Genomic DNA, 17,016 nt, shown 5'->3' on the forward strand with positions numbered 1-17,016 from the left:
CCGACACCGCGTGTGATTCAACCGATCAGGCTGCGCTGCCCGAGGTCAGAACGCCGACGATCTGATCGACGATGGCGTCGACGATGCCGTCGTACACGCCGCTGACGATGTCACCGATGAAGCCTGCTGCAGAACCCATGAGATCTCCTTGAATTTGGAAACGAGCCGATCGATCACGACCCATGTACGTTTTTACCGCATTAACGGGCGGTCTCGGCTCCGACCCCGTTAAATCCAGAAACAAACTTGGTAACGCCTCGGCACCGTAACAGCTCGATTACTTGTTTGACCTGGCGCTTTCACTCGCCGATCACGTCGCGAGCCCGGCCGACGAGCAAGGGGTCGGTTTCGCCGACGATTTCGGGATCCTTGTTGGCGTAGTCGTATTTGTTGAGGATGAACCGCATCGCGTTGATCCGAGCGCGCTTCTTGTCGTTGCTCTTGACGACGGTCCACGGTGCGACGTCGGTGTCGGTGGCCCTGAAGTTCTCTTCCTTCGCAGCGGTGTACGCATCCCATTTGTCCAACGACGCGAGATCCATCGGCGAGAGCTTCCACTGGCGAACGGGATCGACCTGACGGATGGCGAACCGAGTGCGCTGCTCGAGCTGCGACACAGAGAACCAGAACTTGGTGAGACTGACCCCGTCGTCGACGAGCATCTGCTCGAACAGCGGTGCCTGACGGACGAATCGAGCGTGCTGGTCCTCGGTGCAGAAGCCCATGACGCGCTCGACGCCTGCACGGTTGTACCAGGACCGGTCGAACATCACGATCTCGCCCGCGGCAGGCAGATGCTGAATGTACCTCTGGAAGTACCACTCCGTGGACTCCCGAATCGACGGCTTCTCCAGCGCGACGACGCGTGCGCCTCGGGGATTCATGTGCTCCATGAATCGCTTGATGGTGCCGCCCTTGCCCGCGGCGTCGCGTCCCTCGAAGACGATGACGTGACGCTGGCCGGTGTCCTTGATCCACATCTGCAGCTTCAGCAGCTCGATCTGCAACAACCGCTTCTGGAGGTCGTACTCGGCCCGCGTCATCCGCTCCGAGTACGGGTAGTCCTCACGCCAGGTGTCGACGATCCGACCGTCGGGGACGGTCAGGAGAACGGGATCGTCGTCGTCGTTGTCGTCCACGACGAACCCGGAGGTGTCCGTCAGGTCGACCGCCGTGGCCAGGTCGCCGAGGAGGCTGAAATCTTGCGTCATGACCGCAGAAGCTAGCCGGATACGGAAACGAACCGGTGACACTTCGGTGAACGACAGACGCGGTTCACCCCGAGAACGGCGGGCATGCGCTACGAATCAGGGTCGAGATGGGGGTTGTTCCCGATGCGCCGGGGCCCTGACGTCGCGCAGACTTCGTGTCATGACTTACACCAACGCCCCCAAGGAATTCGTTCGCTCCGACTCGCAGAAGATGATCGCCGGTGTGTGCGGCGGTGTCGCCGAATACTTCGAGATCGACCCGAACCTCGTCCGAGTACTCACCGTCATCGGTGCGTTCGTCTCCGCCGGCACCGTCGCCCTCGTGTACCTCGCAGCGTGGATGCTGATGCCCCAGCGCTGACCCCTCACCGGTACCGAGGTCAGTGCACCAGCCAGCCGCACGGCGCGGCGAGTTCGTCGGCCTCGTCAGGCCCCATCGAGCCCGGTGCGTACGACTTGACCTCGGGAGGATCGTTCAGCAGCGGCGCCGCGACCTCCCACACGTGAGCCAAGCCGTCGGGCCGGGTGAACAGCGACCGGTCTCCGTTCAGCACGTCGAGGATCAGACGTGAGTAGGGGGACAACGGTTCGGCATCAGGCACCGACGGCAGCGGCAGGGACAGGTGGCCGACGGACAGGTCGAAGTCCGGGCCCGGCTCCTTCACCGTCATCGCGACGTCGATCGCGCCGTTGCCGGACAGGTCGAAGGACAACACCGCACCGTCGCGGGGAAGATCTTTCAGCGGGCTGTTCGCCGGAGTCCTGAACACCAGCGACACACGCTGGGCCCCGACCCCGAGCATCTTTCCGGTGCGGAGCAGGAACGGGACACCGCGCCATCGGTCGGTGTCCACCCACAGCGTCGCGGCGACGAACGTGTCCACGACGGAATCCTCGGCCACGCCCTCCACGTCGCGGTACCCGTCGTACTGGCCGAGAACCACCTCGGACGTGTCGATCGGCCTGAAACACCCGATGACGGATTCACGCGCGGACTGCAGGTCCTCCGCGTCGAGCGTCGCGGGGGGCTCCATCGCGACCTCCGCAGCAACCTGGAACAAGTGCGTCACCAGCATGTCCAACACGGCACCGGTGCTGTCGTAGAACTCGGCGCGGTCGTCGATGTTCAGCGTCTCCGGTACGTCGATCTGAACCTGCTCGACGTGCTCGGAGTTCCAGATCCCGTCGATCATGCCGTTCGCGAATCTCAGCACGTGCAAGTTCTGCGTCGCTTCCTTGCCCAGGAAGTGATCGATCCGGTAGATCTGCTTCTCGTCCAATACGTCGTGCACGGCCTTGTCGAGCTGCTCGAATGCCTTCTGCGACGTGCCGAACGGCTTCTCGTACACCACCCGTGCGCCGTCGGCGAGGCCGTGCGCACCCAGCGCGGCCGTGTAGTCCTCGAACGTGCTCGGCGGCAGTGCGATGTAGTGCACCAGCTGCGCGTCGCCGATGTCCTCACGAGCCTTCGCGACGACGTCGACAAGATCTCCCGGATCGTCCACGGTGAACCCGTTGCCTGCGAACCGGATTCGCTCGGAGAACGAATCCCAGTCGTCCGCCCCGGAGCCGAACTCCTCGAGCGCACTGCGCACGTGATCCCGGAACTCGTCGTCGGACGTGTCGTGCCTGCCGTTGCCGACGAGAAGCCACTCCTCCGGGAGCAGTCCTTCGACATGGAGTTGATGGAACGACGGCAGAACCATGCGCTTGGCAAGGTCGCCTGTCGCACCGAACAGGACGAAGATCGTGGGTTGCTGCGAATCGGAACGCGTGGACGCCATGAATCCATCATGCACCCAGAACAACGCCGCAGGGTTACAGTCGGTGTGATGGGAAGATCACGGTTTCACGGTGAGATATTCGGAGTAGGTACCTCGTCGGGCGTACGCATCGTCGTCGGGCACTGGACCCGATCTCCGCTCGGAGAATTCACCGACGTCATGATCCAGTTCTCCGGCGGCCACCGCCTTCTGCTCGCACCGGACGAAGATGTGCGCGAATTCGTCACCGCGACATACACGTTCGACGACGTATCAATGACCCCGGTCGGCTTCACACGAGTCGGCGACACGGTGAGCGTGAACACCGACGACCTTCGACTCACTCTGAGAACGGGACGCTCCACCGCACTCGGCACCCTCCTCGCGATGGTCCCGTCCACGATCTCCACGGCACCGTGGTTCTGCCGCATCTCCGATCCCATCGCACGGGTGGTCCTCCGAGGTGTACGCACCCGCGGCAGTGCAGGGAACGACAGGCGCGAGTACTACGGCGCGAAGCACCAACACCGAATTCTCAGCGCCACCGCATCCTGGCGCGGCGAAGACCTCGGCCACCTCACACCCGTCACGCCCCCGGTCACCTTCGGGTTCGGCAGTACCCCGGCGGCACCGTCGGTCACCTCGATCACGACGACCATCGACACGCCCTAGGCCAGCACGGCACCGGCGTCGGACAGTTCTTTCAGGGCGGTCTCGGAGGACTCCGGCGCGACCCCTGCAACGAACTCGGTCAGAATCCGAACAGCCAATCCATGGTGGATCGCGTCCAGGGCGGATGCCCGCACGCAGTAGTCGGTCGCGATCCCGACGACGTCGATGTCGGTGACCTCGTTGGCATCCAGCACGTCCCGCAGCGCAGTGCCGTCCTCGGTGCTGCCCTCGAACGCGGAGTAGGACGGCTCACCCTGCCCCTTCAGAACATGCACGTCGACCGAGTCCGTCGCGAACTCCGGGTGATACGCGGCGCCGGCGGTGCCCGCAACACAGTGCACCGGCCACGTCGTCACGAAGTCGGGCTGCTCGTCGGTGGCGAAGTGGCCGCCGTTGTCACTGTCCGCGTCGTGCCAGTCCCGCGATGCGACGATGACGTCGTACGCGTCGCCCTGCCGCGCGAGAAGCCCGCTGATCCGACGCGCGACATCGGCACCGCCCACGACTCCCAGAGCACCGCCTTCGGTGAAATCGTTCTGAACATCGACTACCAACAATGCACGTGTCATGGCCCCCAGTATCCTCGCCGGTGTGAGTGCCACAGGTCGGAGTGCCACAGTGTCCGAGTTGGTCTGCTACCCGGTCAAGGGTTGTGCCGGGCAGTCACTCGACACCGCACGAATGACGGTTCGCGGGATCGACCACGATCGAGAATTCATGATCGTCGACGACGACTTCTCGTTCCGCAGCCAACGCAGCGACCCCGTCCTCGCCGTGGTGACGCCGTCGATCGACGGCGACCAACTGACGCTCACGCACGAAGAATTCGGGTCGGTCACCTGCACGATCGATCGACGGTCACAGCCGATCGACGTCACCATGTTCCGTGCGCCGTTCCTCGGCATCGATCAGGGCGACGACGTCGCGTCGTGGTTGAGCGACGTCGTCGGCGAGGCGTCGCGGCTGGTTGCCGTCCCCTCCGACTTTCACCGCGTCACCGACGGAATCACCCCAGGGACAGCGGCATTCGCGGACAGCTCCGCCGTTCACATCCTCTCGGAGTCCACCCTGGACGGATTGAACACCCGGATGGACGCGCCGCTTCCGATGAATCGATTCCGGCCGAACATCGTCGTCACCGGCTGGGACGACCCCCACACCGAAGATCTTGTCCGCGACATCTCGATCGGAGAGACAGAGCTCGCCTACACCAAACTCGCGATCCGCTGCCCCGTCACCACCGTCGACCAGGCGCGCGGAGTGCGAGACGGACGCGAACCACTGAAAACCCTCGGCACGTACCGCAAGGCAAGGCAGAAGGGCGTTGCCTTCGGCGCGAAATTCAGCGTGGTCGACGGCGGCACACTGTCCGTCGGAGACACCGTGAACGTCACGACCTGGGGCGAGTCGGAGCTGTAGCGATCTGTACCGCAAGCACCACCCGCGCCTGGCCTGCGCGTAGCAACGGCGAGAACACGGCCCCGGCGTCCACGAGATCCGCTCCGCCGCCGCCACCGCCGTACGTGGGCTCGATGGTCCCGACGGGCACGCGAGTGGTGACGACGACCGGTACACCCGCGCTCTTCACCGCCGCCACGACGGACGGATTGGTGTTCCCGGACCCGGTGGCCTCGAGCACGATGCCCTGGGCGCCCGCGGAGACGAAGGCGTCGATGGCCACCGCGTCGGCGCCGGGGTACAGCGCCACGATGTCCACGCGGACACCGGAGATCGGAGTCCGAGGCACGACATCGCGCGGCTCACCGGAGCTGACGAATGCGTCGAGTTCCGTTGTGTGCCACTTGGACAGTCCCCGCGCAGGCAGCGTCCGTCCACCGAACACGACGAGTACACCGCGGCCACGGTTCGCCTCGTCGAGAACGGCGTCGACGGCCGCGGCGACGTTGCCCGGACCGTCCGCGTCCGCGTGGTCGGACGTGCGCTGTGCACCGGTGAACACCACGGGCCTCGGGTCACCGTGGAACAGATCCACCAACAGCGAGGATTCTTCCATCGTGTCCGTGCCGTGCAGCACCACCACACCCAGGCAGGCCGGGTCGTCGAGCTCGTCGAACACGGCGTCGACGATGCGGTCCAGGTCCGCGAAGTCGAACGCCGAGCTGTCCTTGGACATCAGGGTGCGGACCCGTACTTCGCCCGGCAGGTCGAAACCCACGGAGCCGGGCCTCGAGATGCCGTCCTCGTCGCGGCTGCTCCCGATGGTTCCGCCTGTTGTCAGCAGGGCAATGTGGGACAAGCCGTCATCCCTCTCGTTCTTCGGCCACTGCGGCAATCCGGTTGCGGCACAGGAACCATCCGCCGACGAGCAACGGTGCGATGATCAGGATCGACGCGATGGTCCAGGTACCGACCGGCTTGTCGAACGCCATCAGAATCAACACGGCGAGGAGGAAGACCAACGTCGCGATACCGGTGTAGGGAGCGCCGAACATCCGGAACTTCGGCCGGGCGAGGTCTCCCGAGCGAGAGCGCGACCACAGCTTCAGTTGACACAGAATGATCACCGCCCATGCGCTGATGATACCGAGGGCCGCGAAGTTCAACACGATCTCGAACGCCTGTGCCGGTACTGCAGCGTTGAGTCCGACGCCGGCGAGCGCCACCAACGCTGTCAGAGCGATTCCGCCGTAGGGAACTCCGGCCTTGTTCATCCGAGCCGCGAACTTCGGTGCGGATCCGGCGACGGCCATCGAGTGGAGGATGCGGCCCGTCGAATACAGCCCGGCGTTCAGCGAGGACAGTGCTGCGGTGAGCACCACGAGGTTCATGATGGCGTCGGCGCCTTGCACGTCGATCGCGCCGAAGAACGTGACGAACGGACTTTCCCCGGCGTGATATGCGCTGTACGGCAACAGAAGCGACAGCAGTAGCACCGAACCCACGTAGAACACCAGGATCCGAACGATCACCGTGTTGATCGCCTTGGGTATGACCTTCTCCGGGTTCGCGGTCTCTCCCGCCGCGGTGCCGACGAGCTCGATCGACGCATACGCGAACACGACGCCCTGCACCACGACGATCGCGGGCAGCAGCCCGTTGGGGATCAGTCCGCCGTTGTCGGTGATGACCGACAAGCCGGGAGCCTGACCGTCGATGGGAGTTCCGAAGATGACGTAGTACACGCCGACGACCAGGAAGGTGACCAAGGCGAGAACCTTGATGAGCGCGAACCAGAACTCGAGCTCTCCGAAGACCTTGACCGACACCAGATTCAGACCGAGTACGAGAACCAGGCCGATCAGCGCGAAGACCCACTGATCCACATCTCCGAGTGGCGCCCAGTACTTCTTGAAGAAATTCATGTACAGCGCAACCGCTGTCACGTCGACCACGGCCGTCATGGCCCAGTTCATCCAGTACAGCCAGCCGGCCGCGAACGCCATCTTCTCCCCGAAGAATTCGCGTGCGTAGGACACGAAGCTTCCCGACGACGGTCGGTGCATCACCAGTTCGCCGAGCGCGCGGAGGATCAGGAAAGCGAAGAATCCGCAGAGGGCATAGACGAGCACCAGGGCCGGACCGGAGTCGTGCAACCGTCCGCCTGCGCCCATGAAGAGGCCGGTTCCGATTGCACCTCCGATGGCGATCATCTGAATCTGTCTCGGTACCAGAGCTTTACGGTATCCGAGGTCTTCCGAATGTCGAGTGTCGACTGTCATGTGCGGCTACCTTGTCGAAGTTTCGGGGGCATCGGCGTGCGGTGCAGGCGCGACGCGGAGATTGGCGAGATGTTGCGGGCTGAGCAGACGATCCAGTTCTTCACGGGCCAGTAGCTTCTTCTCGAGCACGAGGTCGACGACATTGCGGCCACTGACCAACGCCTCCTGGGCGATCGTCGTGGACTCGGCGTAACCGAGGTACGGGCTCAGCGCGGTGACGAGACCGATGGAGTTCTCCACACGCGCGCGCAGCAGATCGGCGTTGGCGGTGATGCCGTCCACGCATCGGGTCGCGACGGTACGGCAGGCTGCGCCGAGATGGGCCATGCCTTCGGACAGCGACTTCACGATGATCGGTTCGAAGGCGTTGAGCTGCAGTTGCCCTGCCTCGGCGGCCATGGTGATGGTGACGTCGTGGCCGATCACCTCGTAGGCCACTTGGTTGAGCACCTCGGGAATCACCGGGTTGACCTTGCCCGGCATGATCGACGAACCCGCCTGCATCGGAGGCAGATTGATCTCGTTCAGGCCGGCCCGAGGACCCGAGGACAGCAGCCGCAGGTCGTTGCAGATCTTGGACAGCTTCACCGCGATCCGCTTGAGCACACCCGACAGGTGCACGAACTGACCCACGTCCTGCGTCGCCTCGATCAGATCGGTCGCCGTGACCAGCGGAAGTCCTGTCTTGGTGCGCAGATGCTCGCACGCAGCCGCGGTGTATCCGTCGGGCGCGTTGAGACCGGTACCGATGGCCGTTGCACCGAGATTGATCTCGTGCACCAGCAGCGCGGCTTCCTCCAGCCGCGAGCAGTCCTCGTCGATCATGATCGCGTACGTTCCGAACTCCTGACCGAGAGTCATCGGCACCGCGTCCTGCAACTGCGTACGTCCCATCTTCACGACGGTGGCGAACTCGGATGCCTTGCGGCGGAACGCGTCGCGCAGGAATTTCATGGACTCGATCAGCTCGTGCGCCGCGTAGATCGTCGCGATGTTCACGGCCGTCGGGTACACGTCGTTGGTGGACTGACTTGCGTTGACGTGCTCGTTGGGGTGCAGGTGGCTGTAGTCACCGTGCGCATGACCGAGGATCTCGAGCGCACGGTTGGCGATCACCTCGTTGGCGTTCATGTTGGTCGAGGTGCCCGCGCCGCCCTGAACGACATCCACGACGAACTCGTCGTGCCACTGCCCGCCCAGAATCTCGTCGCATGCCCGACGGATCGCGTCGCTTCGGGTGGCGTCGAGAATCCCCAGATCCTCGTTGGCAGAGGCCGCGGCCCACTTCACGGCGGCCAGGCCGCGGATCAGATGAGCGTTGGTACCGATCGAACGGCCCGTGATGGGGAAGTTCTCCAGGGCGCGCAGGGTGTGTATGCCCCAGTACGCCTCCGCGGGTATCTCGCGTTCACCGAGAAGGTCCTTCTCGATTCGAGTCTCCACCACGTCCTGCTCCTTCTGATGTCCGGCTGTCCGGCTGTCTGACAGGTTAAAGTGTGAACCAAGACACGTCCGCCCGTCAACCGTCACCTTGACTCGCCCGCCGCAGGAAGAGGACTATTCAGACATGAACCTGTCGGACAGCTGGGCGGTCAGTCAGCCGACCGCAACGAGACTGAGCGCGGCAGAAGCCGTCTTCGCCGACATCCGCGACGCAATCGTCGCCGGCCACATCGCCATCGGCGAACGACTCCCCGCCGAGAGCGCACTGGCCACCCGATACGCCGTCAGCCGATCCGTGATCCGCGAGGCACTTCGATCGTGCAATGCACTCGGACTCACCGAAACCAAAACGGGTCGAGGCACTTTCGTCACCCGAGATCGCGTCACCGGCGATCTCGACATCGGCAACTACGACGCCCGCGAACTGATGGAAGCCCGCCCCCACGTCGAAATCCCGTCGGCTGGCTGGGCAGCCGAGCGCCGCACCGACGAAGACCTGGCCGTCCTCGAAGGGCTCACCGACGAAATGCGAAGCGAGGACGACCACCACGCCTGGGTACTGCTCGACGGCCAATTCCACACCGCCATCGCCCGAGCCAGCAAGAACCGCGTCTTCGAAGCGATCATCGTCGACATCCGCGGCGCGCTCACCCGTCAGTCCGAGACCCTCAACCTCGTCGCCCGACGCCAGCAGAAATCCAACGTCGAGCACGACCTCATCGTCGAGGGCATCCGATCCGGCAGCTACGAGGAAGCCGCCGAAGCCATGGCCGCGCACCTCGACGCCGTCCGGGGCGCCGTGGAATCGCTCCGCCGTTAGCTCCAGCTCTCGTTCCAGTCACGCGCGAACATGAACGCGCCCTCGGTTCCCCAGCACGTGATGCCGAACATCTCGTCGGACTCGCACACCACACCGACCGCGGACAACACCTGACCGTACTCGAGCACTCGAGGTTCGTCGGCCGTGTAGATCCCTTGCGTCGTGCAGATGTGTTGCGTCCCGCCGTCGTTCACTCGCACTGCGTACTTGTCGTTCTCGGCATTGGTGCATGTGCGGCCTTCGAACGGCGCGACACTCGTCTTGGCCTGACAACCGACCTGGCCTGCGGGTGATCCCCCGGCCCAGATCCCGCACTGAATATTTCCCGACGGGGTGGTGAAGTTGTACCGGCCGAGATCGGTCGCGAACAGTGCCGGGTCGACATTGCCGGAATCCAGGCTCGGTCGGGGCTGATTCCACGGGAACAGATCCGACGCTTCCTCCGGGGCAGGCGCCGTGGGAACGATGACGATCTCCTGCTCGGGCTGCGCAGGTCCGGACGGCGGCTGATCGGACGTCGGCTGGTCGGACGTCGGCTGTTCCGACGTCGACTGGGGCGCTACGCTCGTCGTTTCCGACGCTGCAGCGCCATCCGGCTCCTCGCTACTGCAGCCGCTCACGGCCAGAACAGCAGCCACAGCGGCAACGACGACGGCAGACCGTGCGGCGATCATGAACACTCCTCGTCCCAAGACAACCGGGCGCCGTCTCGTCTACCCGTCCTATCGGTCTGCTTTACGAAGCCATTAACCGATCACGGATAACGATGACGACTCGAATCGGTTACTCCTCGGGTTCCGTCAGCCCTTCCCGCTCGTCCCGCTCCGCCCATTCCAGCAACGGATCGAGCGAGAACACCGCCTCGTCGATGCCGTCGTGCAGGTCGCCGAGTTTCGCGAACCGCTCCGGCACCGTGAAGATCGTGAAGTCACGCGGATCGACGTCCGGCACCTCGTTCCAGGAAATCGGCGTCGACACCGTCGCTTGCTGATTGCCTCGCACCGAGTAGGCGCTGGCAATGGTGTGGTCCCGCGCGTTCTGGTTGTAGTCGACGAACAGCTTCGTCGGATCGCGGTCCTTGCGCCACCACACCGTCGTCACGTCGTCGGGGGCGCGGCGTTCCACCTCACGGGCGAACGCGAGCGCAGCGCGTCGAACATCCTTGAATCCGTACTCCGGCGCAATCCGCACGTAGATGTGAAGCCCATGTCCGCCAGATGTTTTCGGCCAGCCCGTCGCACCCAGGTCTTCGAGGACCTCGGCGGCGACGCCGGCGACTCGGCGAACCCGATCGAACGGGCAGTCCGGCATGGGATCGAGATCGATGCGCCACTCGTCGGGCATCTCCACGTCCGCGCGCCTGGAGTTCCAGGGGTGGAACTCCACCGTCGACATCTGCACAGCCCACACGACGTGCGCCAGCTCGGTGACGCACAGTTCGTCGGCGGTTCGGTTGTAGCGCGGGAACGTCACGCGCACGGTCTCGAGCCAGTCCGGGGCGCCGTTCGGCACACGCTTCTGGTGAACCTTGTCGCCCGCCAGACCCTTCGGGAACCGATGCATCATGCACGGCCGCTCCCGTAGAGCACGGACGATGCCATCGCCGACGCCGAGGTAGTAGTTCACCAGATCGAGCTTGGTGGCCCCGCTCTCGGGGAAATACACCCGGTCGGGGTTGGAGACACGCACGATGCGCTCCCCCACCTCGAGTTCGATCGCCTCCGACGCTGCTGCCATTCCACGAGCCTAGACATCCAGGGCCGGACTGCACACAAACCGCCGCCCGACGCCACATCCGGCCCTGCGAACCCGATTTGTGTGCATCCAGGGCACACGTACACCCAGGGCACATGTACACCCGGGCCTCCGCGAGCACGAAAAAGCCCGACCCCACCGAAGTGGAGTCGGGCCTGTTCGAGAGAGACGGACTAGAAGTCCATGCCGCCCATGCCACCGGTCGGGTCGCCTGCGGGCGCTCCGGCCTTCTCGGGCTTGTCGGCGACGACGGCCTCGGTCGTCAGGAACAGAGCCGCGATGGACGCTGCGTTCTGCAGTGCCGAGCGGGTGACCTTGACCGGGTCGTTGATGCCTGCAGCGAGCAGGTCCTCGTACTCGTTGGTCGAGGCGTTGAGGCCGTGACCGGACGGGAGGTTGCGGACCTTCTCTGCGACGACGCCGGGCTCGAGGCCTGCGTTGAACGCGATCTGCTTGAGCGGTGCTTCGAGGGCGACGCGGACGATGTTCACGCCGGTTGCCTCGTCGCCGTCGAGCTTCAGGTTGTCGAGTGCGGGCGAAGCCTGCAGCAGCGCGACGCCACCACCTGCGACGATGCCCTCTTCGACGGCAGCCTTGGCGTTACGCACTGCATCTTCGATGCGGTGCTTGCGCTCCTTGAGCTCGACCTCGGTCGCTGCTCCGGCCTTGATGACTGCAACGCCACCGGCCAGCTTGGCCAGGCGCTCCTGCAGCTTCTCGCGGTCGTAGTCGGAATCGGAGTTCTCGATCTCGGCGCGGATCTGGCTGACGCGTCCGGCGATGGCGTCGGAGTCGCCCGAGCCCTCGACGATGGTGGTCTCGTCCTTGGTGATGACGACCTTGCGTGCCTGACCGAGGAGCTCGAGGCCTGCGGTCTCCAGCGAGAGGCCGACCTCTTCGCTGATGACCTCGCCACCGGTGAGGATGGCGATGTCGGCGAGCTGAGCCTTGCGGCGGTCACCGAAGCCGGGAGCCTTGACGGCAACGGACTTGAAGGTGCCACGGATCTTGTTCACGACGAGGGTGGAGAGAGCTTCGCCCTCGACGTCCTCGGCGATGATGACGAGCGGCTTGCCCGACTGGATGACCTTCTCGAGCAGCGGCAGCAGGTCCTTGACCGTGGAGATCTTGGAGCTGACGAGCAGGATGTACGCGTCTTCGAGGACGGCTTCCTGGCGCTCTGCATCGGTGGCGAAGTACGCCGAGATGTAGCCCTTGTCGAAGCGCATGCCCTCGGTGAGCTCGAGCTGCAGGCCGAAGGTGTTGGACTCCTCGACCGTGATGACGCCTTCCTTGCCGACCTTGTCCATGGCCTCGGCGATGAGCTCGCCGATGGACGGGTCGCCTGCGGAGATACCAGCGGTAGCAGCGATCTGCTCCTTGGTGTCGATCTCCTTGGCGGAAGCGAGCAGCGACTCGGTGACGGCTGCGACAGCCTTCTCGATGCCGCGCTTCAGGCCGAGCGGGTTCGCGCCGGCCGCGACGTTGCGCAGGCCTTCACGAACGAGTGCCTGGGCGAGAACGGTAGCGGTGGTGGTGCCGTCGCCTGCGACGTCGTCGGTCTTCTTGGCGACCTCTTTGACGAGCTCGGCGCCGATCTTCTCGTAGGGATCCTCGAGCTCGATCTCCTTGGCGATGGAGACGCCGTCGTTGGTGATCGTGGGGGCGCCCCACTTCTTCTCGAGCACGACGTTGCGACCCTTGGGGCCCAACGTCACCTTTACTGCGTCGGCGAGGGCGTTGAGGCCTCGCTCGAGGCCACGGCGTGCCTCTTCGTCGAACGCGATGATCTTGGCCATTGCGAAGTGATCCTCCGGATTGGGGGTGACACGCAGAGCGACCGTGTTCAGTCGCTCTTCTGCACTTGCTCGGCCGAGTTCGGTGCCCGCGACGGACGACCAGGGGTGTCGATGATTCCCAGCCTCACCGTCCCGACCTGGCACTCACAAGGCGCGAGTGCCAACTGCATTTCTAGCACTCGACCATGGCGAGTGCAAGGTCGTCACCGAAGTGTTCGCCTACGGCGCAGAAGACCGGCCGAGTCCGACGCCGGGGCGAAGCTCGAGCAGATGCTCACCCTTTCACGCACTGTTTACATGCAGGCGCGTTGTTTACATTGCACGCCTTTCGGCTCGATGCGATCCGGAAATAACGTTCGGAGACAGCAACATTCGCCACTAGCTCATTTCGGACAAAACACCCATACACGCATCGACAGCAAGGATCGTCACATGTCCGATTCGGTCGACACGAAGTACGACAACTCCGCCATGGACCACGAGGAGGAGGGCTACCACAAGGGTCTCAAACCTCGCCAGCTCCAGATGATCGCCATCGGTGGCGCCATCGGCACCGGGCTGTTCCTCGGCGCGGGTGGACGACTCGCCAGCGCAGGCCCCGGCCTGTTCCTCGCCTACGCCCTGTGCGGCATCTTCGTCTTCTTCATCCTCCGCGCCCTCGGCGAACTGGTGCTGCACCGCCCGTCGTCGGGATCGTTCGTCTCGTACGCCCGTGAGTTCTTCGGCGAGAAAGCCGCATTCGTCGCAGGCTGGATGTACTTCCTCAACTGGGCCATGACGGCCATCGTCGACGTGACGGCCATCGCCACCTACATGCACTACTGGGGATCGTTCGAGGTGATCCCGCAGTGGGTCATCGCACTGATCGCGCTCGTGCTGGTCATGAGCCTCAACCTGGTCTCGGTGAAGTGGTTCGGCGAGATGGAGTTCTGGGCCGCGATGATCAAGGTCGTCGCACTCGTGACGTTCCTGATCGTCGGCATCGTCTTCCTCGCCGGACGCATCCCCGTCGGCAGCGAGATGCCCGGCATCAGCCTCATCACCGACAACGGCGGGCTGTTCCCGTCGGGCGCGTGGCCGCTGGTCATCGTCATCTCCGGCGTCGTGTTCGCGTACGCCGCCGTCGAGCTGGTCGGCACCGCCGCCGGTGAGACCGAGAACCCGGCGAAGATCATGCCGCGCGCGATCAACTCGGTGATCGCGCGTATCGCGCTGTTCTACGTCGGCTCGCTCGTCCTGCTGGCGCTATTGCTCCCCTACACGGCATACGCAGCAGGAACATCGCCTTTCGTGACGTTCTTCTCGAGCATCGGTCTCGGCGGCGCGGGCACGATCATGAACATCGTCGTGCTCACTGCTGCTCTGTCCTCACTGAATGCCGGCCTCTACTCGACGGGTCGCATCCTGCGCTCGATGGCCATGAACGGCAGCGCTCCCGAGTTCACCAAGAAGATGACCAAGGGCGGCGTTCCGTTCGGCGGCATTCTGCTCACCTGCTTCATCACGCTGTTCGGCGTCGCACTCAACGCCATCGCCCCGGGTGAGGCCTTCGAGATCGTGCTGAACATGTCCGCCCTCGGCATCATCGCGAGCTGGGCGACGATCGTGCTGTGCCAGATCCAGCTCTACCGCTGGTCCAAGAAGGGCATCCTCGAACGTCCGAAATTCCGTCTGTTCGGCGCCCCGTACACGAGCTACGCGACGCTGGTGTTCCTCTTCGGGGTGCTGGTTCTGATGGCCTTCGACGCCCCGATCGGGTCCTGGACGATCGCCACCCTCGTCGTCATCATCCCGGCACTGATCGGCGGATGGTTCCTGGTGCGGACGAAGGTCCTCGCCGTCGCCGAGGAACGTCTCGGCTACACCGGGCAGTACCCCGTCGTCGCCAACAGACCACTCGACGACGATCCGGACAACTGACGGGCCGGACAATCAGAACCTCCGACGCCACCCGGCCCCGAAGGGCGACTTTCGGGGCGGGGGCTCCGGAGCGGGAGCAGCAAGGGCGTCGGCGACGGCGTTGCTGAGTTCCGTGCACGTCGCGAATCGATCTTCCGGCTTCTTGGCCAGCGCGGTCGCGACGACGCCGTCGAGACCCTTCCGTAGGTCTCGTCGGCGCGCGGTCACCGACGGAGGCGACGCGTTCAGCTGAGCGTCCGTGATCGCGAGCGGCGTCGCGAGGGGATACGGGGGCTTGCCGGTGAGCAATTCCACGAGCGTTGCGCCCAACGCGTAGACATCGGTTCGAGCGGACAGACGCTCACCGCGAAGCAGTTCCGGTGCGGCGTACTGAATGGACGCGAAGACCGACCCTCCTCGCGCCACCGGTCCGGCGTCGAGGAATCGCGCGATCCCCCAGTCCGACACCATCACCTGCTCGAAACCGCCACGCGGTTCGGTACTGATCAGGATGTTCGACGGTTTCACGTCGCGGTGCAGTACGCCCTGAGTGTGGGCGTAGTCCAGACCTTTCGCCACTTCGCTGACGATGCGGGCAGCTCGGTCGACGTCGAGGGCGATCTGGCCGCGTGCGACGAGCCGCGCTGCGCTGTATCCCTCGACGTAGTGCATCGTCATCCACAGTCGACCGCCGAACTCACCGTGGGCGTGCACGGACACGATGTTCGGATGGTGCAGCCGCGCCGCGATCTTCGCCTCCATGACGAATTTCGCCCGGAGCTGCTCGTCTCCCGAGGCGTCCTCGTCGAGAATCTTGAGTGTCTCGCGCCCTTCGACGAGGTAGACCTCACTCATCCCACCCACCCCGAGCAGCCGCTCGACCGTGTACCCGGCGAACGTCCGTCCCGGCGACAGGCGGCCGGTGGTCATGGCGAGATCGACACCGACGGCTCGTCTCGCGCCGATGACCGGGCGAGTGCAACAGTGGCCGCGACCATCGCGACGAGAGCGACCACGAGGACCACACCGCCGCCTCTTCCGGTGGCGAGGTACTCGCCGAGGACCACGAACCCGAGAGCCGACGCCACCACCGGTTCCATCACCGTGGTGGCAGGAAGCGAGGCCTGCAGAGCGCCGGCTTGAAATGCGGACTGCTGCAGGGTGATCGCCGCGACCGCCACGGCTATCAGCGCGTACAACTCGACGGAGGTCAACAGAGGAACGACTCCGCGGCTCACGAGGTGGACCACGCCTTTGGTCAGCACGGCGGCGACGCCGAACAATGCACCCCCGGAGATGCCGAGCAGCAATGCTTTTCGAGGACCGCTCGCCTTACGTGACGCAAGGACGCACAGCGCGACGAACGGTAGTCCGATCAGGCAGACGACGATCCAGTGCCGAGCCTCGGCCCTCTCCACTCCGGGCTTCGGGTCCCCGACCACGACGAGAATCGCCACCGAGGCGGTCAGTGCTGCGGCCCACATCCACTCGGCGGCGGAGATCGTCCGATGCGCAAACCGTGCGCCGAGCGGAAGCGCGAACAGCAACGACAGCACCAGCAGAGGCTGGACCAGCAGCAGCGATCCCATCCCGAGCGCGGCCGCCTGGAGCGCGTAGCCGAGGATCCCGACGACGGTCCCCACCCACCAGATCGGCTGCTTGACCAGCGACCCGATGGGCCCCAATGCACCGTTGGACTCCACCGGGACCTGCGCTGCCGTGCGCTGCCGAACCACTGTCCCGACTGCGATGCACAGCGCTGCACCGAGTGCGAGGACCACCACCGTCGTTGTTTGCGGCACGACGAAACATTAACGGCAGATCGCCACGTCAGCGAGTTCTCGGTCGAACGCCGAATTCGCTCGAGTCGAACAGGTCGGTTATCGTGTTTACCGGCACTTGACCAATAGAACGCATAAGTAAGAGAAACGACATGTGGTCGGCCCGGTCTCGACTGCATCGGTAGCCGCCCAT

General features: G+C 64.6%; 16 protein-coding genes. 5 read left to right on the top strand and 11 right to left on the bottom strand.

Features of this window, described 5'->3' with window-relative positions; translation table 11 throughout:
• Positions 1–299: 299 nt before the first annotated feature.
• Entirely contained in the window at positions 300–1,211 is a 912-nt protein-coding gene (gene ppk2 / locus BH95_RS14600; RefSeq protein WP_020112568.1) for a polyphosphate kinase 2, read from the bottom strand.
• Positions 1,212–1,371: 160 nt separating this feature from the next.
• On the opposite strand from ppk2, the gene BH95_RS14605 reads away from it, so the two are divergent.
• Positions 1,372–1,572, top strand: coding sequence for a PspC domain-containing protein (locus tag BH95_RS14605; RefSeq protein ID WP_019666597.1), 201 nt, complete (start codon positions 1,372–1,374; stop codon positions 1,570–1,572).
• A 19-nt stretch (positions 1,573–1,591) separates the two neighbouring features.
• Here the strand turns inward: BH95_RS14605 and BH95_RS14610 are convergent, their stop codons facing one another.
• Entirely contained in the window at positions 1,592–2,995 is a 1,404-nt protein-coding gene (locus BH95_RS14610) for a glucose-6-phosphate dehydrogenase (RefSeq protein WP_019666598.1), read from the bottom strand.
• 48 nt (positions 2,996–3,043) lie between these two features.
• Between BH95_RS14610 and BH95_RS14615 the strand changes: the two genes are divergently transcribed.
• The gene (locus tag BH95_RS14615; protein ID WP_019666599.1) at positions 3,044–3,646 is read left to right on the top strand and encodes a hypothetical protein; all 603 of its coding nucleotides are present in this window, start codon (positions 3,044–3,046) and stop codon (positions 3,644–3,646) included.
• Here the strand turns inward: BH95_RS14615 and BH95_RS14620 are convergent.
• A complete protein-coding gene (locus tag BH95_RS14620) occupies positions 3,643–4,215 on the bottom strand; it encodes an isochorismatase family protein (RefSeq protein ID WP_020112571.1) in 573 nt (190 codons plus the stop codon). The genes BH95_RS14615 and BH95_RS14620 overlap by 4 nt on opposite strands.
• 22 nt (positions 4,216–4,237) lie before the next feature.
• Between BH95_RS14620 and BH95_RS14625 the strand changes: the two genes are divergently transcribed.
• Entirely contained in the window at positions 4,238–5,065 is an 828-nt protein-coding gene (locus BH95_RS14625; RefSeq protein ID WP_026348057.1) for an MOSC domain-containing protein, read from the top strand.
• Here the strand turns inward: BH95_RS14625 and BH95_RS14630 are convergent.
• Genes BH95_RS14630 through aspA form a run of 3 tightly spaced genes read right to left on the bottom strand, consistent with a single transcriptional unit; the run spans position 5,037 to position 8,772 of the window.
• Positions 5,037–5,903 (bottom strand): asparaginase, encoded by an 867-nt coding sequence (locus tag BH95_RS14630; RefSeq protein WP_019666602.1) that lies wholly within the window; start codon positions 5,901–5,903, stop codon positions 5,037–5,039. The genes BH95_RS14625 and BH95_RS14630 overlap by 29 nt on opposite strands.
• 4 nt (positions 5,904–5,907) lie before the next feature.
• Positions 5,908–7,326, bottom strand: coding sequence for an amino acid permease (locus tag BH95_RS14635; RefSeq protein ID WP_020112573.1), 1,419 nt, complete (start codon positions 7,324–7,326; stop codon positions 5,908–5,910).
• Positions 7,327–7,332: 6 nt separating this feature from the next.
• Complete coding sequence (gene aspA / locus BH95_RS14640; RefSeq protein ID WP_037182855.1) at positions 7,333–8,772, bottom strand: aspartate ammonia-lyase; 1,440 nt, start codon at positions 8,770–8,772, stop codon at positions 7,333–7,335.
• Positions 8,773–8,893: 121 nt separating this feature from the next.
• Between aspA and BH95_RS14645 the strand changes: the two genes are divergently transcribed.
• Entirely contained in the window at positions 8,894–9,589 is a 696-nt protein-coding gene (locus tag BH95_RS14645) for a FadR/GntR family transcriptional regulator (protein WP_019666605.1), read from the top strand.
• On the opposite strand, the gene BH95_RS14650 is transcribed toward BH95_RS14645, so the two are convergent.
• The 3 genes from BH95_RS14650 to groL all read right to left on the bottom strand — a co-directional run bounded on the left by BH95_RS14650 (position 9,586) and on the right by groL (position 13,143).
• Positions 9,586–10,263: a hypothetical protein gene (locus tag BH95_RS14650; protein WP_244164972.1), complete on the bottom strand. Its 678-nt coding sequence runs from the start codon at positions 10,261–10,263 to the stop codon at positions 9,586–9,588. The two genes, BH95_RS14645 and BH95_RS14650, sit on opposite strands and share 4 nt — an antisense overlap.
• Positions 10,264–10,372: 109 nt before the next feature.
• Positions 10,373–11,326 (bottom strand): non-homologous end-joining DNA ligase, encoded by a 954-nt coding sequence (gene ligD, locus BH95_RS14655; protein ID WP_037182859.1) that lies wholly within the window; start codon positions 11,324–11,326, stop codon positions 10,373–10,375.
• Positions 11,327–11,517: 191 nt separating this feature from the next.
• Positions 11,518–13,143 carry a chaperonin GroEL gene (gene groL, locus BH95_RS14660; protein WP_026348058.1) on the bottom strand — a complete coding sequence of 542 codons (1,626 nt, stop codon included), beginning with the start codon at positions 13,141–13,143 and terminating at the stop codon, positions 11,518–11,520.
• 432 nt (positions 13,144–13,575) lie between these two features.
• On the opposite strand from groL, the gene BH95_RS14665 reads away from it, so the two are divergent.
• Entirely contained in the window at positions 13,576–15,063 is a 1,488-nt protein-coding gene (locus BH95_RS14665) for an amino acid permease (protein WP_019666610.1), read from the top strand.
• 12 nt (positions 15,064–15,075) lie between these two features.
• Here the strand turns inward: BH95_RS14665 and BH95_RS14670 are convergent, their stop codons facing one another.
• Positions 15,076–15,972 (bottom strand): serine/threonine-protein kinase, encoded by an 897-nt coding sequence (locus tag BH95_RS14670; RefSeq protein WP_019666611.1) that lies wholly within the window; start codon positions 15,970–15,972, stop codon positions 15,076–15,078.
• Entirely contained in the window at positions 15,969–16,844 is an 876-nt protein-coding gene (locus BH95_RS14675; RefSeq protein ID WP_037163860.1) for a DMT family transporter, read from the bottom strand. Before BH95_RS14675 ends, BH95_RS14670 begins: the two co-directional genes overlap by 4 nt.
• Between the last annotated feature and the right edge of the window lie 172 nt (positions 16,845–17,016).

Origin of the sequence: Rhodococcoides fascians A44A, assembly GCF_000760735.1 — a bacterium.
GTDB classification, from domain to species: Bacteria; Actinomycetota; Actinomycetes; order Mycobacteriales; family Mycobacteriaceae; genus Rhodococcoides; species Rhodococcoides fascians_E.

What these genes read in the sequence shown, in the direction of transcription:
- BH95_RS14670 (WP_019666611.1), bottom strand. Translation starts at nt 15,972, where the DNA reads ATGACCACCGGCCGCCTGTCGCCGGGACGGACGTTCGCCGGGTACACG.
- BH95_RS14620 (WP_020112571.1), bottom strand. Translation starts at nt 4,215, where the DNA reads ATGACACGTGCATTGTTGGTAGTCGATGTTCAGAACGATTTCACCGAA.
- BH95_RS14635 (WP_020112573.1), bottom strand. Translation starts at nt 7,326, where the DNA reads ATGACAGTCGACACTCGACATTCGGAAGACCTCGGATACCGTAAAGCT.
- BH95_RS14610 (WP_019666598.1), bottom strand. Translation starts at nt 2,995, where the DNA reads ATGGCGTCCACGCGTTCCGATTCGCAGCAACCCACGATCTTCGTCCTG.
- BH95_RS14645 (WP_019666605.1), top strand. Translation starts at nt 8,894, where the DNA reads ATGAACCTGTCGGACAGCTGGGCGGTCAGTCAGCCGACCGCAACGAGA.
- groL (WP_026348058.1), bottom strand. Translation starts at nt 13,143, where the DNA reads ATGGCCAAGATCATCGCGTTCGACGAAGAGGCACGCCGTGGCCTCGAG.
- BH95_RS14615 (WP_019666599.1), top strand. Translation starts at nt 3,044, where the DNA reads ATGGGAAGATCACGGTTTCACGGTGAGATATTCGGAGTAGGTACCTCG.
- ligD (WP_037182859.1), bottom strand. Translation starts at nt 11,326, where the DNA reads ATGGCAGCAGCGTCGGAGGCGATCGAACTCGAGGTGGGGGAGCGCATC.
- BH95_RS14605 (WP_019666597.1), top strand. Translation starts at nt 1,372, where the DNA reads ATGACTTACACCAACGCCCCCAAGGAATTCGTTCGCTCCGACTCGCAG.
- BH95_RS14650 (WP_244164972.1), bottom strand. Translation starts at nt 10,263, where the DNA reads ATGATCGCCGCACGGTCTGCCGTCGTCGTTGCCGCTGTGGCTGCTGTT.
- ppk2 (WP_020112568.1), bottom strand. Translation starts at nt 1,211, where the DNA reads ATGACGCAAGATTTCAGCCTCCTCGGCGACCTGGCCACGGCGGTCGAC.
- BH95_RS14665 (WP_019666610.1), top strand. Translation starts at nt 13,576, where the DNA reads ATGTCCGATTCGGTCGACACGAAGTACGACAACTCCGCCATGGACCAC.